We start from the raw sequence: 17,706 nt of genomic DNA on the forward strand, positions 1-17,706 counted from the left end.
GGCCGATAGTTCTTGACCAAGACGGATGTTCTAAGGGCTCAAGTCACAACGAATGAAGATGCTGTAAGCAAGAGGTGCGGAGAAAGGGTGGCGAACTGTGTCTGATGCGCGCCGCCGATGCCGTCGCTGTCAAAAGAGAGCGCTCCGGTCGAACTGTTGTAGATGATGTGTTGACTGCTGTTGTGCGCGCCCGTGCCAATGTGGAAGGCTGCCGTCGGCAGGGCGCCTGCGTGAAGCCCTGTAAAGACGGTGTGGTCGAGCTGTATCTTGTCTCGGATAACGCTGAAGTCGGTAATCGTGGCAAGATTGCCGGCTTTGACAGTGCTATTGAAGACGAAGGTGTCGTGCCCCCCATTTCCCGTCAAGATATCGTGGCCGCCGCCGCCGTTGATGACGTTGTCGCCGGCATTTCCCTGGATGGTCTGGGCAAACGAATTGCCGGTGAGCTTGATTGGCGCGGTGCCGGATGGATTCGTGGTAGCGAAAAGCTCGATCTCCGAACCCGGCAGGAGCGCATAGCTCACCGAAGCAAGCACCTTGTCCGTGCCGCCACCAATCGCCTCAATCACCCTGTCACCGATATTGTCGACATAATAGGTGTCGTTGCCGGCGCCGCCGATCAGTGTGTCCGCGCCGGTTGTTCCATGAAGAACGTCAGCGCCGGGCGTGCCGTAGAAGGTACCGCCGCTCGTTGGGGGCGGCACGGTGGTTGGAGGTGGAGTGGTGGTTGGAGGTGGAGTGGTGGTTGGAGGTGGAGTGGTGGTGCTCTGGGTATTGTGTTGGAGGAACAAGGCTTGCAGCGTCGGATCGCTGCCGAGCGCGGTGTCGCCTTGCTGGGAACCCCAAGCATACGCATAGTCGAAGGCGGGTGATGGGTCCAGCGCAGCCCAATGGTCCATCATGGTCTGCTCCTGGGACGTGGTCGGCATTACATATTTGCCGCCCGTGTCGGTGGCGTAGCTGCCGCCACCAAACGTTTGGTAGACGGGAACAATCTGACTGACCGGGATGCCCGACGCCACGGCGGCGGTCACGGCTCTGTCGATCATGTTGTAGTCGATCGTGGTTGTTCCTGTACGCACCGGATAGGGATCCAGCCCGAAGTAGTCGATATGGGTGTTTGCCGGATTGTAGGTGTTCGAGAAATCCGGGTTGGCGGAAGACCCCAAGTTCATCATGGTTATAAAGGTCTTCGCGCCAGGCAAATGGTTATGAATCCAGTCGGATTCAGCCATCAGATTAGCGGCGGACGCATAGGTTCCCCACTTGCCCGTGGGGTCAGGCTCGTCAACGAGGAAGAAACCGAAAAGATTCGGATTGCCTATGAAGGGAGTGACTTTCTGGATGAACGAGGATGACGTCCCATTGACCTCATCGAGCCACACCAGACCCTTCATGCCGGCCGGCAGCGCGTTGAGCTGATCGACGGACTGGACGTCAACCAGATTGAATCCGGCCGCCGCAATGTTCGTACCCAATCCGCCTGATCCTGACGTGTAATGGAGCGTTGTCATCCGATTTCCCTCGTATGATTCGGCAAGCCCCTGTCCTAGCTACTCGATGGGCATATTAGCGACAAGTCAAATACGTGCACCCGCTGGTCAGAATAGTTGATCAGGGAAGCGAAGAGCCGCCTACCGGAAATCATCTGCCCGATGATACCCCGTCAGCCCCGGGCTCTGTCTTGAGCGCCGGCTGCCTCCACGGCTTCCTTCGTTTCTGATTGAGATGCAAAGTCGGACCTGGGCAATCAAAGCGGCGCCGATCCTCTGATGTGATGCGTCGGCGCCGAAACCGGCTCGGCGCGACGCCGCGTTGGAACAAGCGCTGCTTCATTCAAACGGACGAGGACAGTGCACAAGCATGCCCCTAGCGTGAACTGGGTATTATTTCGCACAGAAGCAATCCGACCGGCCATGAGAGCAAATCCAAACGCCAGCCGATTGAGGCACCGCGCACATCGTGGAGAGGCCGGATGAATCCGCATCTGGTTTGCGTGGGGGGTGAGGATCACCCCTTGAGAATCGCGTTCCTGACAGCGCTGCGCGACAGGGGATTCCAGGTCACCGCGGTCTCCAGCGGCGATGGTGCCGCCTTTTTACCTCATGGCATTCCCCATCACCGATTTGGGTTCGACCGCTTTGCCAGTGGCAGTGGAGACTGGAGCGCTCTGCGCTCGGTCCGCGGATTGATGTCAAAGCTTCGGCCGGACATTATTCAAAGCTTTGATACCAAGCCCAACCTCCTGACGCCGCTGGCGGTGCGTGGGCAGGTACCGGTCGTCCGCACGATCAACGGCCTTGGCTGGATCTTTTCCTCGCTGGAGCCGCGGGCCGTGGCCTTGCGTCCTGTCTTTTGCGGTCTCCAGGCGGCAGCGTCATGCTGGACAGCCGCAACCGTTTTCCAAAATCGGGACGACCAGGCCTTTTTCGAGCGCTATCGGCTGGTTGGACGCGGCACGGGACGGCTGATCGCCGGTTCCGGGATCGACGTGGATGCGTTCGCAGCCGCCAGGCATAGCGGTCCTTCCGCGGCGGCGATGCGCGAGGAGTTCGGGCTTCAGGCTGCTGAAATCGTGATCTTTGTCGGCCGTCTGACCCGTCAGAAGGGGATCCCAACCCTCTTGGCGGCGGTCCCGCGCATCCTTTCCGAAAGGCCCAATGCGCGGTTCGTGCTTGTCGGCCCGCGTGAATCCGAAGGTCCGTTTGGTGTCGACAAGGCGCAGATCGACCGATTGGCTCCTCATGTAATGGCCCTTGGACCGAGGCAGGATGTTTCGGCCCTCCTTGGCATGGCTGATCTGTTCGCGTTTCCCACGCAGTATCGCGAGGGTATCCCGCGCGTCCTGCTGGAGGCCGGGTTGGCCGGTTTGCCAATCGTGGCCTCAAGGATGCCCGGCTGCAATGACGTGGTCAAAGACGGATGGAACGGCTATCTCGTCGCGCCGCGCGATGTGAACGGCCTTGCATCCAGAATAATCGACATCCTGTCCGATCGCACCCAGGCAAAAATCATGGGCGGCCGCTCGGTCGGATTTGTCCGCGAGCGGTTTGCGCTCTCTGGGGTCGTCGACCAGTATTGCGACCTGTACCAGAGTGTCCTTGCCGGCAGAACCCACGGTAATTTTTCGCAATCGGCGCCTGTGATGTTGACGGCAAAGGATGCGGGAAATCCGCGATTGGGTGAGGCGCGACAATGATCCGCGACGCGCTCCTGGCATGCGGTGTCGCTATGTCCTATGCGGCGCAGCTCACCATCCCGAAGTTGCCGTTTGGATATGGCGAACTGTTCCTCATGCTTTGGATCATGCTGTCGATCGGACGGATCCTGGCTGGCGCCCAGCTGGAAGCCACGCCGGCCCTGGCCCGGCTTGCGGGCTTCTGGCTGATCCTGACATTCGCCCTGGGAATAGGCACCGTCGTCGGCTTTCTGACGACGGTGCTGTACCTGGATCCGCTGCTGCATGACACCATAGCTTACGTGCTGTTGGTTTGCGTTACCTGCCTGGCAGCCGCGGAGCCCGACGCCGGTGCGCATTTGCGCCGCAGTGCCTGGTGGATAGTCATTGTCGCGAATGCATGCTTCGTCATTCAGGTGGGGCTTGGCTGGGGTTGGATTCACCAATCCGGCGTCGATCCCTGGTATTGGGATCGCTTCCGTGGTTGGTCGGAGAATCCCAACCAGCTCGCGCTCTATTGCGCACTCTTTGGTCCGCTGGCCCTGCATCTCGCGACGACCACCAGCAGTTCGTGGGGCAGGTTACTCGGACTGAGTAGCTTGGTTCTGACCTTCTATGTCGGCAGGCTGACAAAGAGCGATACGTACCTCTATACGAGCGTCCTGACCTGCTTGATATTCGTAGCGCTGCGGGTCAGGACCTGGCTTGCGACCGGCGGCGCCAAGGCCAGCCTTTTCCGGCAGATTGTGCTCCTGTTGATGGTAGGCTCGCTTCCCTTGGCGATGTCGTTGGCCCCCTACGCCCTCACCGAGGCCGGCAGCGTCGAGAATTTCGCCAAGAGCCTTACCAAGGACAGGGGCGGGGAGGCGACCGAGGAAACCGCCGCACTTCGTCTTTTTCTCTGGGGTGAAGCCTTGGACAAGGGAGGGGAATCCGGGTCGTTGGGCCTTGGTCCGGGCCCGCATCTTGAACGTCCTCCCATCGTCGACAAGCAGTTCCTGCCAAGGCCTTTCGAGGCTCACAGCACCGTTCTCGATCTCTACACCCAAGGTGGCCTGATCGCGGTCTTGGCGCTGATGTGGATCGTCGGCTCGGCAACCTTGTCCGCATGGCGCGCAAAATCCGACGCTCTTTTGGCGGTCGTCGCATCGATCATCGTGTTCAGTATTCCGCATCTGATCATCCGGCATCCGATTGTGTGGTTTGCGCTGACCATGTGCCTCGTCGCGGGAACTCCGCGCGCATTTCCGGCGACCGTTCGCCACCGGGGGTACTAAGATGTGCGGCGTTGCCGGAATTCTTCTTGCACCCGACGCAGCCGATGCGAAGCCGCTGCGGGCGATAGGGCAAATGACGACAGCGCTTCGCCACCGCGGACCGGATGGCGATGGATTCTGGATGGACCGCGAGGCCGGGATCGCGTTCGGTCATCGGCGTCTGGCCATCGTCGATCTGTCGGAGGCTGGGCGCCAGCCCATGCATTCCGCAAGTGGCCGATATGTCGTCACCTTCAATGGCGAGATATACAATTTCCGCGATTTGCGCCGCGAGCTGGAGGCTGCGGGCAACTTCTTCCGCGGCACCAGCGATACCGAAATCATGCTGTGCGCGATCGAGGCGTGGGGCCTTGACGCGGCACTCACGCGTTTCGCCGGTATGTTTGCGCTTGGGTTGTGGGATCTGCAGACCCGTACCCTTCACCTCGCCCGCGACCGGATGGGAAAGAAGCCGCTTTACGTCGCCTCGACGCGCGAGGCGTTGATTTTCGCTTCGGAACTGAAGGCGATCAGCCAGTTCCCGGGCTTCGCGGCCGCACTCGATGTCGGTGCCGCTGCAGCGATGCTTTCAAGGGGATGGGTGCCGGACAGCAATTGTATCTGGCAAGGGGTATTGAAGCTGCCACCCGGCTCGATCATGTCGGTGACGGCCGCGGATTTTGCCGCCGCACGCAGTGCCGGCTCTCTTGCTCACCACATTCGGTACTGGTGGTCTCTGGCCGAGGTCGCCAGGCAAGGGCAGCGGGAACCGGCGGCCGGCAGCGACGAGGACCTTACGACCGAGTTGGACAGCCTGCTTCGACGCGCGGTCGGCGAACGAATGGTCGCCGACGTGCCGCTTGGCGCCTTTCTGTCGGGCGGCATAGATAGCTCGACCGTGGTCGCCCTGATGCAGGCCCAGTCCACAAAGCCGGTGCGGACTTTCACCATAGCCTTTGGCGAGCCCGGGTTTGACGAGGCTCCACATGCGGCCGCGGTGGCACGGCACCTTGGCACCGATCATACCGAGCTCCACCTTTCCGCGGCCGCTGCACGGGACGTAATTCCAGAGCTGCCCCGTGTCTGGGACGAACCATTCGCCGACGAATCACAGATCCCGACATTGCTGGTGTCTCGGCTCGCGCGCCAGCATGTCACGGTCGCTCTTTCGGGTGACGGTGGCGACGAATGCTTCGCAGGATATTCCCGGCACTTCCTGGCAACCCGCCTGAGAAGGCAGCAGGTGCTTCCATCACCAGTTCGCCGGATGTTGGCCGCGGGGGCCGGGCTGCTGGCCAGACCCGCGCTGCATGATCTCGTCGGCAGCCTGCCGCTCTCGGCACGTGTTCGGCACATGTTGCGAAGTGACCGGTTGAACCGCCTCGCGGGTCTGCTCGACGCGGCGGATGAGGATGATTTGCTTCAGCGGCTGACGGGGCCCTTGACCGGGAACCTGCTTGCTCGCCAGCCAATGCCCTCGAATTCCGGTTCACCACAACTCGATGACCTGTTGTCCCGGCTCCTGTTCGACGACATGACCGGCTATCTGCCCGGCGATATATTGGTGAAGCTCGATCGCGCCAGCATGGCAAATGGCCTCGAAGTCCGGTGCCCGATTCTTGACCATCGCGTCGTTGAATTCTCATGGCGGCTGCCGGCCAACGCCAAGGTTCGAAATGGCAAGGGCAAATGGATCCTTCGTCAGTTGCTGGGCCAGTATGTGCCGCAGCGGCTGATTGACCGACCAAAGCAAGGCTTCGACGTGCCGATTGGAGCCTGGCTTAAAGGACCTCTCCGCGCATGGGCGTCGGACCTGATTGCCGGGGCACGGCTCGCGGGCGACGGGATTCTCGATTCTGCGAGGATTGACGCCTGCTGGCGCGACCACATCGACGGAAGACAAGATCGCGCGCGCGATCTGTGGCCGGTGCTGATGTTTCAAGCGTGGCGCAACGAGGCGGGGCAGTTGGCCGCGTCCAGAGAAACAACCTTGTCCCGAGAGTACGCGTTGATGGGTGATTGAAATGGTCAACCAAGTTCAACTTCTACGGCCAAAGAAAACGTCGGTGCCAACGCACGGATCCAGTGTGCGATTGCGGCAGCCACGTCTTGAAGAGACGGATGACTCAATGCCCTTCCAGCAGGCCGCGGTCACCGTTTGGAGGAAAAAGTGGCTGGTCCTCGGCATGGGCATTCTGGGCGGCATCCTGGCCGGATTTACCGGACTGGCGCGCCACCCGCTTTACGAGGCCAGCACACAAGTGATCGTTGACCTGCCTGGCAACGGTTCGCCGGCCGGTACGGCGAACGCGCCGCAGGACATGCTGGCTGCCATTGTCGACGGTCATCTGACTTTGCTTTCGTCGGAAGCGCATCTGAGGAACGTGCTTGCGGCCCTGCGCAAGGCGGACGAGGAGCAGGGTCCCGCGCGCTCGGCCTCCGCCGGGGCCGAACCGGGTTCCCTGCGCGGTGCCGTTGTTGCGATGCTGTTGAAGGCGCGGGCGCGGGCAAGCAGTCTCTTGCCAGAGAGCTGGTTCGATCGACAGGCTGCCGCTGCAACGCCGGAGGCGGCGGATGCGGCTGCGCTCAAGGTATTGAAAGACGGACTGAGGGTCGGCCAGGAACTGCGCTCAAGAATCGTCAGCATCGGATTCACCGACCGCGATCCGGCGCGAGCCGCTCAGGTCGCCAACACGGTTGCCACTGTCTACGTCGAGGACATGGCGCAGCAAAACCGTGCCTCGGACCAACGTGATCTTGCCTCGGTCGTCTCCCGCTTGACAGTGATGCAGGGCGAACTGGCGCGCGCCACGGACCAACTGCAGACCTATCGCTTGACCAATGGTGCTCCTGATCGTGGAAGTGCGGATGACAGCGGCCGGGAGATTGCTGACCTCGGCCAGCGGATGTCCTTGGTCAAGGCGAGTCTCATCGCGGTCGAGGCGCGGCTCGGACGCGTTGAGGACCTTCGCAAGACCGAAGCGCCGGTCAAGGATCTGGCGGAGGCAATCGGGTCGCCCTCATTGATTGATCTCGTCGCAGGCGCGGCTGGCGACACCGGCGCCACGCCGGCGACCGGGAGCGGCCCGGATCGGCGGCAGGCGATCGCGAGCGAGATCGAGCGTCAGGTCGCTCGGCTCAATGCGGAAAGGCGCATCTATCTCACTCAAATAACGTTGCTTGAGGAGCGGAGCGGAACGCTCAGGGCGGCCGCAGCCGATGCCGTCAGTCGTCTTTCAGGCTTGCGCGCGCTCGAATTGCAGGTCGATGTCGTCTCCCAACGCTACAACGACTTGTTGGCGCGGCAACAGGATTTGTCACAGCGGATCGGGTCTCCGGCGCCGGGCGTGGCGATCCTGTCCGCGGCGTGGCCGCCAGCGCGTCCGGTGACGTTATCTCCGATTTTTCTGGTTCCCCCCGGGATGATCGTGTTTGGCCTCGCCAGTGCCGTTCTTGTGCTCGTGCGCCGGCGCTTCGATCGAACTCTTCGCAGCGAGGCCGAAGCCGAGGCTGCCTTGGGGATTCCGTGCCTTGGTCTCCTTCCAATGATCGTTCGGCCGCGCGCGAGGCGACTTTGCGGTCTGCTGCTGGGGCAACACAAGGCCCCCTATACGCGCGCCGTTGGTTCACTGCTGATTTCCCTGGCCAATTCGAGATTGCGGTTACCGGGAATAATTCTGGTCATGGCCAGTGACGGCGGCGAAGACAAAACATCGCTCGCGTGGAGCCTTGCATTGACCGCGACCCGGCTTGGAGAGCGGGTCCTTTTGCTAGACTTTGATCAGCAGGGAGCGCCGATGACGCGCGAATTTCGCCATGAGTTCAGCAAATCCAGGACCAGTTGCAACGTCGCCGACTTCCTGATCGGCAGTCAAGCTCTGTCCGAAACGGTTGAAGACATGCCGGAAATTGGTGTCAGTTTGATGCCCGCGCCACCGATTGCCCGCGACCTCCTCCATCTCGTATCGACGGTGGACGGTGTGAAACTCATGGACAGGTTGCGAGAGAAATACACTGTCGTGATCATAGACGGTCCCTCGGGGCTGCCGGGGCCGGAAGCGAGATTCCTAACCGGTTGGGCAGACGCCGTCCTGTTGACCGTGCGCTGGGGTGAGACGCCGCGGAACATCGCGCGCGGCGTGCTTGAGTCCATCGGGGTCGAGGAGAGCCTGCCTTGGAATCTGTCCGCTTCCACGGTCAGCGTTCTGACGCAGGTCAATCTGAAACAACACGCCAGCTATCGGTTCGAGGATAGTGGCGGCCTTTTGCTCACCAACCTTTGACGGGCGGCTTCAGCCGCGGATCGACGACCATCGCGACAAGCAGGGACAACGAGACCTCCGGATTTGAATTGGCATGATCATTGAATTTTTCGGCCCGCCGGCGTCCGGCAAAACAACCCTCGCGCATGCGCTTGCCAGCCGCCTGCGTGACAGAGGGTACATGGCCAAGGTCATCCTCTGCTATCAGCCGCGGAGTAGAGGCGAGGGCTGGGATTTCCTGGGGATATTCTCAGTCGGTTACAGGATGTCTTCGGCTGCTTTTTCTGTTCTTTTGGTACTATTTTCATCGTTTTGGGAAAGATACGAGATAAAAATAAGCGCCAAATTGCTGAATATCATGCCTCCTGAAAGTATAAAATGGCGTGCGCGTATTTGGCAATATATCATACGGTTGTCGCGCTGTTGGAAGCAGGCTCAGAGATCGACGAACATAACAATATTTGACCAGGGCTTTGTTCAGGCAATCGGGTCACTGGCGATGTTCAATAGTGCGGCAGATGACGCGTTGATCGCACAAGCGCTTCAAGTCGCCCCCCAGGCCGATTTGGTGGTCCGGATAATCGTGCCGCGCGATGTGGTGGAAACACGGCTGCGGGCAAGAATGACATGCGAAGCGGCGGCGGAGCGGCTCCTTGAAGTGGATATCGCGGACAACATGAACGCCTTTCGCGTATTCGACGACATCGGCGAGATTCTCGTGAGCGCGCACCGAAACATCGTTTCGATTCAATCAATCGACCAGCAATCATCCTCCAGCGGCCTTCGTCAGGTGGAAGAGGAAATCCTGGCGCGGCTATCGCTGATCGAAGTTTCGGCCATCTCCAAGGGGCGGGAGCGAAATGATTTGCCGGCCAAACGCAGGCTAGGAAAGAACCAGGCATGAACGATCGCTCCGAGGGGTATGCGCTGGAATATCAAACCGCCGATGAGGTCGTTGGTATCTCGCCGCCCGTTGCCGCAATCGGTGGCACGGCCTCCACCGCCACGCATGCCGGGAGTCACGATGTCGGCCGGCGCCTCGTCCATGCAAGCATCTTCGCGCTCCTGGTCTATATCGGTGGTGCGGGGCTCACCAGCATGGCGCAGCTCGGCATCGCGCGCCTTGTCGGTGCGACAAGCTACGGTATCTACTCCTACACCCTTGCCTGGAGCACGGTTCTTGCCTCCCTCTCCATGCTTGGCTTCAACGTGTCGCTTCTGCGCTTTGTGCCAGCGTACAGGGCCGCCGGGCGTTTGGACCTGGCGCGCGGGGTAATCATTTTCGCGCTGAGGTGGTCGCTGCTGGCGGCGACACTGGCGGGGTTGACTGGAGCCGCGCTCGTCATCTTTCTCTCTTCGCAACACCTCGATCAGCAGCTTCAGGCGACCCTGCTCCTCGGCATGGCTGCCGTGCCCTTGATCACTGCCTATGCCATTGGCGCAACCCTGGTCCGCGCCTTTGGCGGTGTCGTGTCGGCTCTTTTACCCGAGCGCGTTGCGCGTGATGGACTTCTGCTGGCTCTCTTGGGTGGCGCGGCATTTTCGGGTTGGTGGACCCTGGATGCCCGGTTCGCGATGATGGCGGTCGTCGCGAGCTCGGCCGTCACCGTGGTGCTCGTGCTCGTCACCGCGACGAAACTACGGCCTGCCGGCCTGCGGGACACACAGGCGGCCTATAGCGGACGCCAGTGGTGGTCCGCGGTCCCCCCGACCATGCTTATCACCGGGCTTGACGTTTTCGTAAGCCGGACCGGGGTCGTGCTTCTGGGGTCGACCGGCCAGGTTCGAGAGGCCGGCATCTTCGCCCTGGGCCTCAACGTGGCGTTGCTGGTGGGCCTTTCAAGTGTCGCCGTCAGCACGATGTTCTCGCCAACAGCGGCGGATCTTCACGCTCGCCAGGATCACGAGGCGTTGCAGCGGCTGTTCTCGCGCGCCGCTGTTCTGTCTTTCGGCGGGGCCATGGCTACCGCTTGTCCGTTGCTGCTGGTCACCGAGCCTCTCCTGCGTTGGTTCGGCGAAGATTTTGTGGCGGGGGCACTGATCGCACGGATTCTCATCATGGGTTATGTCTGCACCGCGTTTTGCGGACCGCAGCTGAACCTCCTGACGATGACCGGGCATGAATGGGCCGCTGCAACGACCATGGTTGCCGGCGCCGCCGTCAACATTGTGGCCTGTGCGATTGGCATGAAGCTGGATGGCACGATCGGAGCGGCAGTGGGCGTCGTGCTCGCCCTGGTCGTCTGGAATCTGGCGATGGCGATCTATATCCGCAAGCGATTGAATATCCTGCCCGGTCTGATCTTTGCTGCCTTGGCGATCAGGTCGGGACAACTCAGGGCTCGATAGGGATAGCAGCATGTCCCTCTTTAGGAGGTCGGTACAATGACATTTGCCGGTCATCAGGAGAACTGGCTTTCGCGGGTTGAGCCCAATTCCGCAGCGGCTGCGAGGGCTGACAGCGTGGGAAGTGCCAATGCCAAACCGGCTGGAGAATTCCAGGTGCTGGATATTCTGCTTATGGCGCTCATCGCGTTGCGGCAAAGCAATGTCGAATGCTGCTACTGGAAGAGCAGCCGGCGCCTGCCTGCTGTCTTGCTGGGTGAATCTGACCTCGATCTGCTTATCGCGAGATCCGATCAGCATCTGGCCGCTCAGGCGCTGCTCGCCTGCGGCCTCAAGCGCTTCGAGTCCATAGATTGCCATAGCCATCCCGCGATACAGAGCTTTCTGGGCTATGACGAGCCGAGCGGCCGCATCATCCATCTCCATCTTCACTTCCGCCTTGTCGTCGGCGAGCGTCTTCTGAGAAATTATCAGCTTCCATGGGAACGGCTCATTCTGGCCTCGGCGATTCCCCATCCGACACTGCCGATCCGGCTATTGGATCCGGCAGTCGAAGCGCTTTTGCTGTTGGTGCGGGCCAGCTTCGAATTGAGGCGTCGAGATCCCATCGCGCTTCGTGACTGGCGGGCGACGCAACAGAAATTCGAGCTAGACCGGCTGGATCTGGCGTCGCGCGTCGATCGTCGCGGTCTTCGTGATCTGGCGGCAAGGCTCGTAAAAGATGATCTGGCGGAAGCAATTGCCGATGCACTATTCGAGCCGCATCTCGCGGCTCAGCATCGCCTTCGCCGGCATATCCGCAGGGACCTGGCGGTGTATCGAACCTACAACGCCTTCGAGGGCATCCTGCGCGGCGCTGGACGAGCCGCCCTATGGACCGCAGGAAGCCTGAACAAGCGGTTTCTCCATATACCCCGTCCGTGGAGCCGCCGCGCGCCCGGTGGTGGCATTGTGGTGGCGGTGATTGGCATCGACGGAAGCGGCAAGACGACGCTGGTCGCGGCGGTCCGCGAGTGGCTTGGGTCGGAGGTCGATGTGCTTCCCATCTATTTTGGCACAGGAGGAGGGCGGCCGTCGCTATTCCTGCTGCCGTTCAAATTGCTGATACCGGCGGCAACTTGGGTGCTTGGAACCAAACCCGCGGGCAGTTCGCACGGCCCAGTCTCGGATCATGCGCCGGGACCGTTCTACAGCATTCTTCTTGCCATCTGGGCAACAGTCGCGGCTGTAGAGAAGGCAACGAAGCTGGTGGCCGCGCGTCGTGGAGCGGATCGAGGCATGGTCGTCATCGCCGACAGATTCCCCCAGGACCAGATCGCGGATTTCAACGACGCGCCGCTGCTGCCCCGACTGGCAAATGTCCCGGCCTGGCTTCGACGGTTTGAGGCCAACGCCTATGCGCTTGCCCGACGGCTGCCGCCAGATCTTGTGATCAAGTTACAGACAACCCCCCAGGTCATCATGGCGCGCGAGCCGGACATGGATCCACTGGTCATCGGCAGGCGGGTGCCAGCCCTGGAGCAACTGGCCTTTGGGGACGTTACTGTGGTGAGCGTGGATGCCGGCCAGCCGCTGGCTGACGTCATCAGTGCGGCCAAGGCCGCGATCTGGAGGAAGCTTTGAGCATGCCGAGCATCCTCGGATCGTAATCGTCGAACCATATCGAGACGGGATTGCGAGCGCCGCGACCGTCCGCATTCACGCAGAGTATCCGCCGGCCAGACTGGGTCGGCGGAACCGCAAGCCAGATTGGGCGCACCAGATTGGGCGCACTTGCGCCGAGCGCCTCGGTCGATTTCGGTTCACGGCGACCTGACTCGAACAAACAGCGGACGCAGCCATGCGACGCAGGCCCGACCTCTGGACTGCTGCCCTATGGCAAGACCGAAACGCGCCACAAGAGAGCTACCAGCTCCGCCTGCCGTTTCGTCTCGGTCTTGGCGAACAGCGATGCAAGCTGGGAACGGATCGTGGTGCGGCTGAGGCGCCAACTGCGAGCGATCTCCAAGGGGGCGTCGCCCTGAGCCAGGCGCAACGCAAGGTGTGTTTCAGCGCTCGTCAAGCCGAACATCCTTTGCAGTGTCTGGGGATTGGCCGACGACCTGTTCTCGCGATCCAGCAGCGCGACGATACACGTTCCGTCAGGCGCGGTGAAGTCCATCTCCTTCAGCACCGCCGGCCTGTCGCTCCTGCCGCTGATCACCACCCATGACAATGAACCGGGCAGGAAATGGGCGGGAACATTGGCAACCAGCCGCCTTAGCGCGGCTGAAAGCTCGCCAGCCGTATCAGCGGCTTCGCCCTGACGCTCAAGCGTGCTTTGAGCGGCTGCGTTCCATTCAATCACCTTTTTTTCCCGACTCAGTATGAGATAGCCGCAGCCGATGCGGTCAAGCATGCCAGTGATGGATTCCAAACTGCGACGTTCCGGCCCGTCAAGCCAGGCGTCTGGTCGATCTGAACTATGTGAAGAGTGCGTAGAGTGTGACTGGCACGCGTACGCATTCTTCAGGGCAATGTACCGCCCGCCCGCAACCGTATCGTTGCGCCTGTCAATCAGAGTCATTTTTCTACCCCAACTATAGTTTCTTCCGCCAGAAGTGAACTCTTCATGAATTACTTGAGATTGTTTCTGATCCGAACCTGTTCCTTCCACTTGAATTCCAGCATGACTAAGGGTTCGCGGCGGATTTTGATCCGCCGCATTCAATGGAGACATGCTTTCCGATGAAGCCCTACGATCTGATTCTATTCGTCGGCTAAGGCATAGCAATCCCACGGTGGTACTAGGTTGCCCTCTTGCGGCCTAGTCTCGACGGGCTAGGCCGAAGGTTGTAGTCTGCTTGCATGGGTTCGTTTTTGCGCTGGCTGAATTCGAGCGTGTCAGGCACACCGCTGGCCCATGTTGCTTCCATATTGGTGCTGGCAGCTTCGGTAGTATTTGAAGCAACAAATTCAATGCATGTTGGCCAGGATGGGGCGTTTATTTCGTTCATTCCTGCCATTATTGTTATTGTATACCTTGAAGGCCGGGTGGCCGCGATCACCGCGACGCTCGTGATGGCGGCTGCGGGCCTATGGGCGCAGAGCGTCCTGAATGGCCAAATTTCTTCTGAGGACTGGACGCGCGCCATTCTCCTTCTGGTCTCGGGCGGGGTAATCGCCTCGATATTCCACCGCCTGCGGCAAGATCTGCGAGCGGCGCTTGAGATCGCGGAGGCCAGGCTCGCCGCCGTCGAGGCGACCGAGAGCCGCTACCGTTGGGCTTTCGAGCGGGCTGCCATGGGTTTCGCAAACACCAATCGACGCGGCGAGTTGCTGCAGTCCAACAGACGGCTTTGCGAGATGACTGGCTACGACGAAAATGAGCTTTCCCAGTTGCAGCTCGAGGCTCTCGTTCATCCTGACGGTCGAGGCGCTTTGCTGGAGTTGTTGAGAGGTCTGGGCGACGGAGCGGCTTCGTTTGGCGCGGAGGTCCGTCTGTTGCGGAAAGACGGCACGACATTCTGGGCTCGTCTGACCCTCTCTTCGTCCTGGCATGAACAGCTACTTGCCGAGAGCGTGTTCGTAGTGGTCGACGATATCTCGGAGCGACGGACGGCCCGCGAGGCGCTGCGGGCCCAGAAGGAATGGCTTGATCTCGCCCTGTCCGCAGGGCGCCTGGGCACGTGGCAAATCGATTTCAAGGACGGGACAGTCATGGGCTCCGGCAAGTTCTGGGACATCCTCGGCCTGCCCCCGGTTCCCACCCGCCGCCTGGAAGAACTCTCGGCCGTCGTCCATCCCGCCGATTGGCCAAAGCTGGCAGCCTCCATAAAGAAATCATCGGAAGCGAACTACGACACCGAGATTCGCGTTCGGCGCGGGGACGGCCACGTGCGTTGGATCGCCCTTCGTGGACGCGAGGAAAAACACGGTGACCGTCCGTTGCGTATCGGTGTGGCCGCTGACCTGACCGAACGTCGACAAACCACACTTCTGCGCGCTGCCGTGAAGAAGCGCGAACGCACCATGCTCGAGGACCGCCATCGGTTCAGCAACGTTTTTCCAGTCATCACGGCCCTGGTAAAAATGATCAATGCTCCCGAGAACAACGTTGTCAAATACAAGGAGATGTTGATCGACCGGATCAGAACGCTGGAAGCGACGCATCTTCTCCTTTCACGCCACGCAGGCACATCAGGGGAGCTCCATGATCTTGTTGCGCAGGAGTTGCAGCCCTTTGTGGAGACGCGGGACATAGCCGTCGCCGGCCCCTCCGTCATGATGCCGGCTGGCGCTGCCGAGAGCTTTGCGATGATCCTTCACGAACTCACGACGAATTCCGTGAAATATGGCGCGCTGGGGGATTCGCATGGCCGGGTCGAAGTAAACTGGGGGTTCGGCTCCGGTGAGGCAGGTGACGATATCGTGTTCGATTGGGTGGAATCGGGGCAGCGGAAGATCACCAATACCGTGCGTCACGGTTTCGGTTCCATGATAATCGGCATGGACGGTGCGCCGCTTGTCGGTCATTCCCCAAAGCTGGAAATATCGGAGCACGGACTGAGATATTCGTTGCGGCTATCGCGGAAGGAAATTGAATTCTAGCTCGCGTTTCTAGCAAGCAAGGTTTGCAGTAAAACGGCTGCTTCAGTCCGGTTTCGTACCCCAAGCTCGCGCAGAATGGCGGCGGCGTGGATTTTCGTCGTCGCTTCGGCAATATCCAAATTGCGCGCGATCTCCTTGTTCGAGTACCCTTCCGCCATCAAGTTCAGGACGTCCTTCTGTCTTGATGTCAGCCTGCCAAGATTGTGGGCGCCCAGGCGCCGTCGGGTTGGGTCTCGCTCGGACGGCGGAGATATTTGCTGTCCCTGTCCCGCGGATGATCGGGACAGAAGCGCAGGAACATAGATGCGGCCGGAGAGGATCTCGTTCACGGCCATCACGACCTCTTCGTCCTTCTGCGATTTCACGATGTAGCCGTGAAGTCCGATCGAAAGCGCCTTGAGTATCTCAGCGCGTGAATCATCCGCGGAAACGATCGCGAAGCGCGTATTGGGATAGGCTGACAGAACGTCGCCGAGCACTTCCTGATTGAACAGGCCCGGCATGTTCAAATCCAGGATCGCGAGATCGATCGATGCGTGCTCTTCCAGCAGACAGACCACGGCGTCGAAGCACGCGGCGTCAAAAATTTCGACGCCAACAATGCCTGCGGTGAGCACCAGTCTCAGGCCGCGACGATACAGGCCATGATCGTCGGCGATGACGATCCGATACATTGAACTACCCCAACGCTTACACAGACGCACGGCGGGCAAGTCACTACCAGCCTACCGTACCATTCCACCGCGATGCACAGAACCGTGACGAGCTTGAAAGTCGTGGCCAATCACTAGTCGACACATCTCAGGCGAACTCTGCAGTGGCCCCGACCACGAACATATCGCGATGCTAATATAGCGCCAAAAAACGGAAAGTGCTCCTTTTCTTTGGAACCTGACGTGAGGCTTTCGCACGATCTCGTGATCTTTCCCAATGTCCAAAATTTGCGTGCCGCACATTTCCTTTGATGCTGGCACGAGCTTCCGCCGAGCGGTCGCGGGCCAGTTCAACATTTTGCGGCCTTGCCGCAAACACTCACGCGGGTTCCAATTGGTCTCATATCCAAGTCCTGATCGCATAAGTCCGCCTTGGACCTTTGCGTATATTCCGGCCTTTCTGGGACGGCTCGACATTGAACATCAGAAGCCGCGGATTGTTGCCATTCGAATGCACGACGACACCCCTCCGGAGTGGCCATACCATTCACTTCACAATGTCCGGATTGGCCTGCGACGCGGCTCTCGGAGCACCCATTCGGCAACTGCCTCGTGACGATGGCGGTTAGAACTGAACGAACTTTGGGAGGATCAGATGAAAGCGGTAATTCAATGCGGTGGAATGGGGACACGTCTTCGGCCCTTCACATCCGTCCTGCCAAAACCCCTCATGCCGATCGGTGCTCGACCCGTTCTGGAATTGCTTCTGAAGTGGCTGCGGCGCAATGGCATCGAAGAGGTCTACGTCACGACGGGGTATCTCGGGCACTTGATCCGCAGTGTCTGTGGCGACGGCTCGCAATGGAACCTGAGGATCAAGTATACCCAGGAAATGGAGCCGCTCGGCACCATCGGACCACTTTCGTTGATCCGGGATGAATTGAACGAGCCCTTCGTCGTGCTCAACGGCGATGTCCTTACCGATCTAAGCCTCAGCCGGTTTGTGGCGGCTCATCGGATGCACAAGGATCCCGTGACGATCGCGACTACCTCCAGGGTGATCAAGATGGACTTCGGCGTCATAGACGAGGTCAACAATGCGGTGCAGATCTTCCGTGAAAAGCCGACGCTCACTCATCTCGTCAGCATGGGGATCTACTGCATGAACCCAGATGTTCTTCAGTTCATACCTTCCGGAATACCATTCGGGTTCGACGATCTGATGCTGCAGATGATGCAGGGCGGCACGGTCGTGCACGTTTACAAGCATGATGGTCTGTGGCTCGACATCGGTCGCGTCGACGACTTTCAGAATGCTCAGGCGATTTCCTGGGAAGAACAGTCGGCCTCGATCGAGGTCGCCGCCGCGGCTGCGTGACGAATGTCTCGATCTTGAGCCTCAAGTAACAGGTCTAGGAGGT

12 protein-coding genes are annotated in these 17,706 nt (G+C 60.2%); 9 read left to right on the forward strand and 3 right to left on the reverse strand.

Annotation, left to right across the window (positions count from 1 at the left end; translation table 11 throughout):
* Window positions 1-38 precede the first annotated feature (38 nt).
* Window positions 39-1,514: a calcium-binding protein gene (locus GA829_RS14135; RefSeq protein ID WP_195179079.1), complete on the reverse strand. Its 1,476-nt coding sequence runs from the start codon at window positions 1,512-1,514 to the stop codon at window positions 39-41.
* Window positions 1,515-1,975: 461 nt separating this feature from the next.
* On the opposite strand from GA829_RS14135, the gene GA829_RS14140 reads away from it, so the two are divergent.
* The 7 genes from GA829_RS14140 to GA829_RS14170 all read left to right on the forward strand — a co-directional run bounded on the left by GA829_RS14140 (window position 1,976) and on the right by GA829_RS14170 (window position 12,665).
* Complete coding sequence (locus GA829_RS14140; RefSeq protein ID WP_195179080.1) at window positions 1,976-3,199, forward strand: glycosyltransferase; 1,224 nt, start codon at window positions 1,976-1,978, stop codon at window positions 3,197-3,199.
* Entirely contained in the window at window positions 3,196-4,455 is a 1,260-nt protein-coding gene (locus tag GA829_RS14145; RefSeq protein ID WP_195179081.1) for a polymerase, read from the forward strand. The genes GA829_RS14140 and GA829_RS14145 overlap by 4 nt, the downstream gene beginning before the upstream one ends.
* A 1-nt stretch (window position 4,456) precedes the next feature.
* Window positions 4,457-6,457, forward strand: a complete 2,001-nt coding sequence (asnB, locus tag GA829_RS14150; protein WP_195179082.1) for an asparagine synthase (glutamine-hydrolyzing) — start codon at window positions 4,457-4,459, stop codon at window positions 6,455-6,457.
* 106 nt (window positions 6,458-6,563) lie between these two features.
* Window positions 6,564-8,717 carry a GumC family protein gene (locus tag GA829_RS14155; RefSeq protein ID WP_258052287.1) on the forward strand — a complete coding sequence of 718 codons (2,154 nt, stop codon included), beginning with the start codon at window positions 6,564-6,566 and terminating at the stop codon, window positions 8,715-8,717.
* A gap of 73 nt (window positions 8,718-8,790) precedes the next feature.
* Window positions 8,791-9,600: an AAA family ATPase gene (locus GA829_RS14160; RefSeq protein WP_195179083.1), complete on the forward strand. Its 810-nt coding sequence runs from the start codon at window positions 8,791-8,793 to the stop codon at window positions 9,598-9,600.
* The gene (locus GA829_RS14165; RefSeq protein WP_195179084.1) at window positions 9,597-11,045 is read left to right on the forward strand and encodes a lipopolysaccharide biosynthesis protein; all 1,449 of its coding nucleotides are present in this window, start codon (window positions 9,597-9,599) and stop codon (window positions 11,043-11,045) included. The genes GA829_RS14160 and GA829_RS14165 overlap by 4 nt, the downstream gene beginning before the upstream one ends.
* 36 nt (window positions 11,046-11,081) lie before the next feature.
* Window positions 11,082-12,665, forward strand: a complete 1,584-nt coding sequence (locus tag GA829_RS14170) for a nucleoside/nucleotide kinase family protein (RefSeq protein WP_195179085.1) — start codon at window positions 11,082-11,084, stop codon at window positions 12,663-12,665.
* Window positions 12,666-12,915: 250 nt separating this feature from the next.
* Here GA829_RS14170 and GA829_RS14175 read toward each other — a convergent pair whose 3' ends face one another.
* Complete coding sequence (locus tag GA829_RS14175; protein ID WP_195179086.1) at window positions 12,916-13,608, reverse strand: helix-turn-helix transcriptional regulator; 693 nt, start codon at window positions 13,606-13,608, stop codon at window positions 12,916-12,918.
* A 281-nt stretch (window positions 13,609-13,889) separates the two neighbouring features.
* Between GA829_RS14175 and GA829_RS14180 the strand changes: the two genes are divergently transcribed.
* Window positions 13,890-15,632, forward strand: coding sequence for a PAS domain S-box protein (locus GA829_RS14180; RefSeq protein ID WP_195179087.1), 1,743 nt, complete (start codon window positions 13,890-13,892; stop codon window positions 15,630-15,632).
* On the opposite strand, the gene GA829_RS14185 is transcribed toward GA829_RS14180, so the two are convergent.
* Window positions 15,629-16,306, reverse strand: a complete 678-nt coding sequence (locus GA829_RS14185) for a LuxR C-terminal-related transcriptional regulator (protein ID WP_195179088.1) — start codon at window positions 16,304-16,306, stop codon at window positions 15,629-15,631. The genes GA829_RS14180 and GA829_RS14185 overlap by 4 nt on opposite strands.
* A 634-nt stretch (window positions 16,307-16,940) precedes the next feature.
* Here GA829_RS14185 and GA829_RS14190 point away from each other — a divergent pair.
* Window positions 16,941-17,663: a nucleotidyltransferase family protein gene (locus GA829_RS14190; RefSeq protein WP_195179089.1), complete on the forward strand. Its 723-nt coding sequence runs from the start codon at window positions 16,941-16,943 to the stop codon at window positions 17,661-17,663.
* Window positions 17,664-17,706 lie beyond the last annotated feature (43 nt).

The organism is Mesorhizobium sp. INR15, assembly GCF_015500075.1.
Classification (GTDB): Bacteria; Pseudomonadota; Alphaproteobacteria; order Rhizobiales; family Rhizobiaceae; genus Mesorhizobium.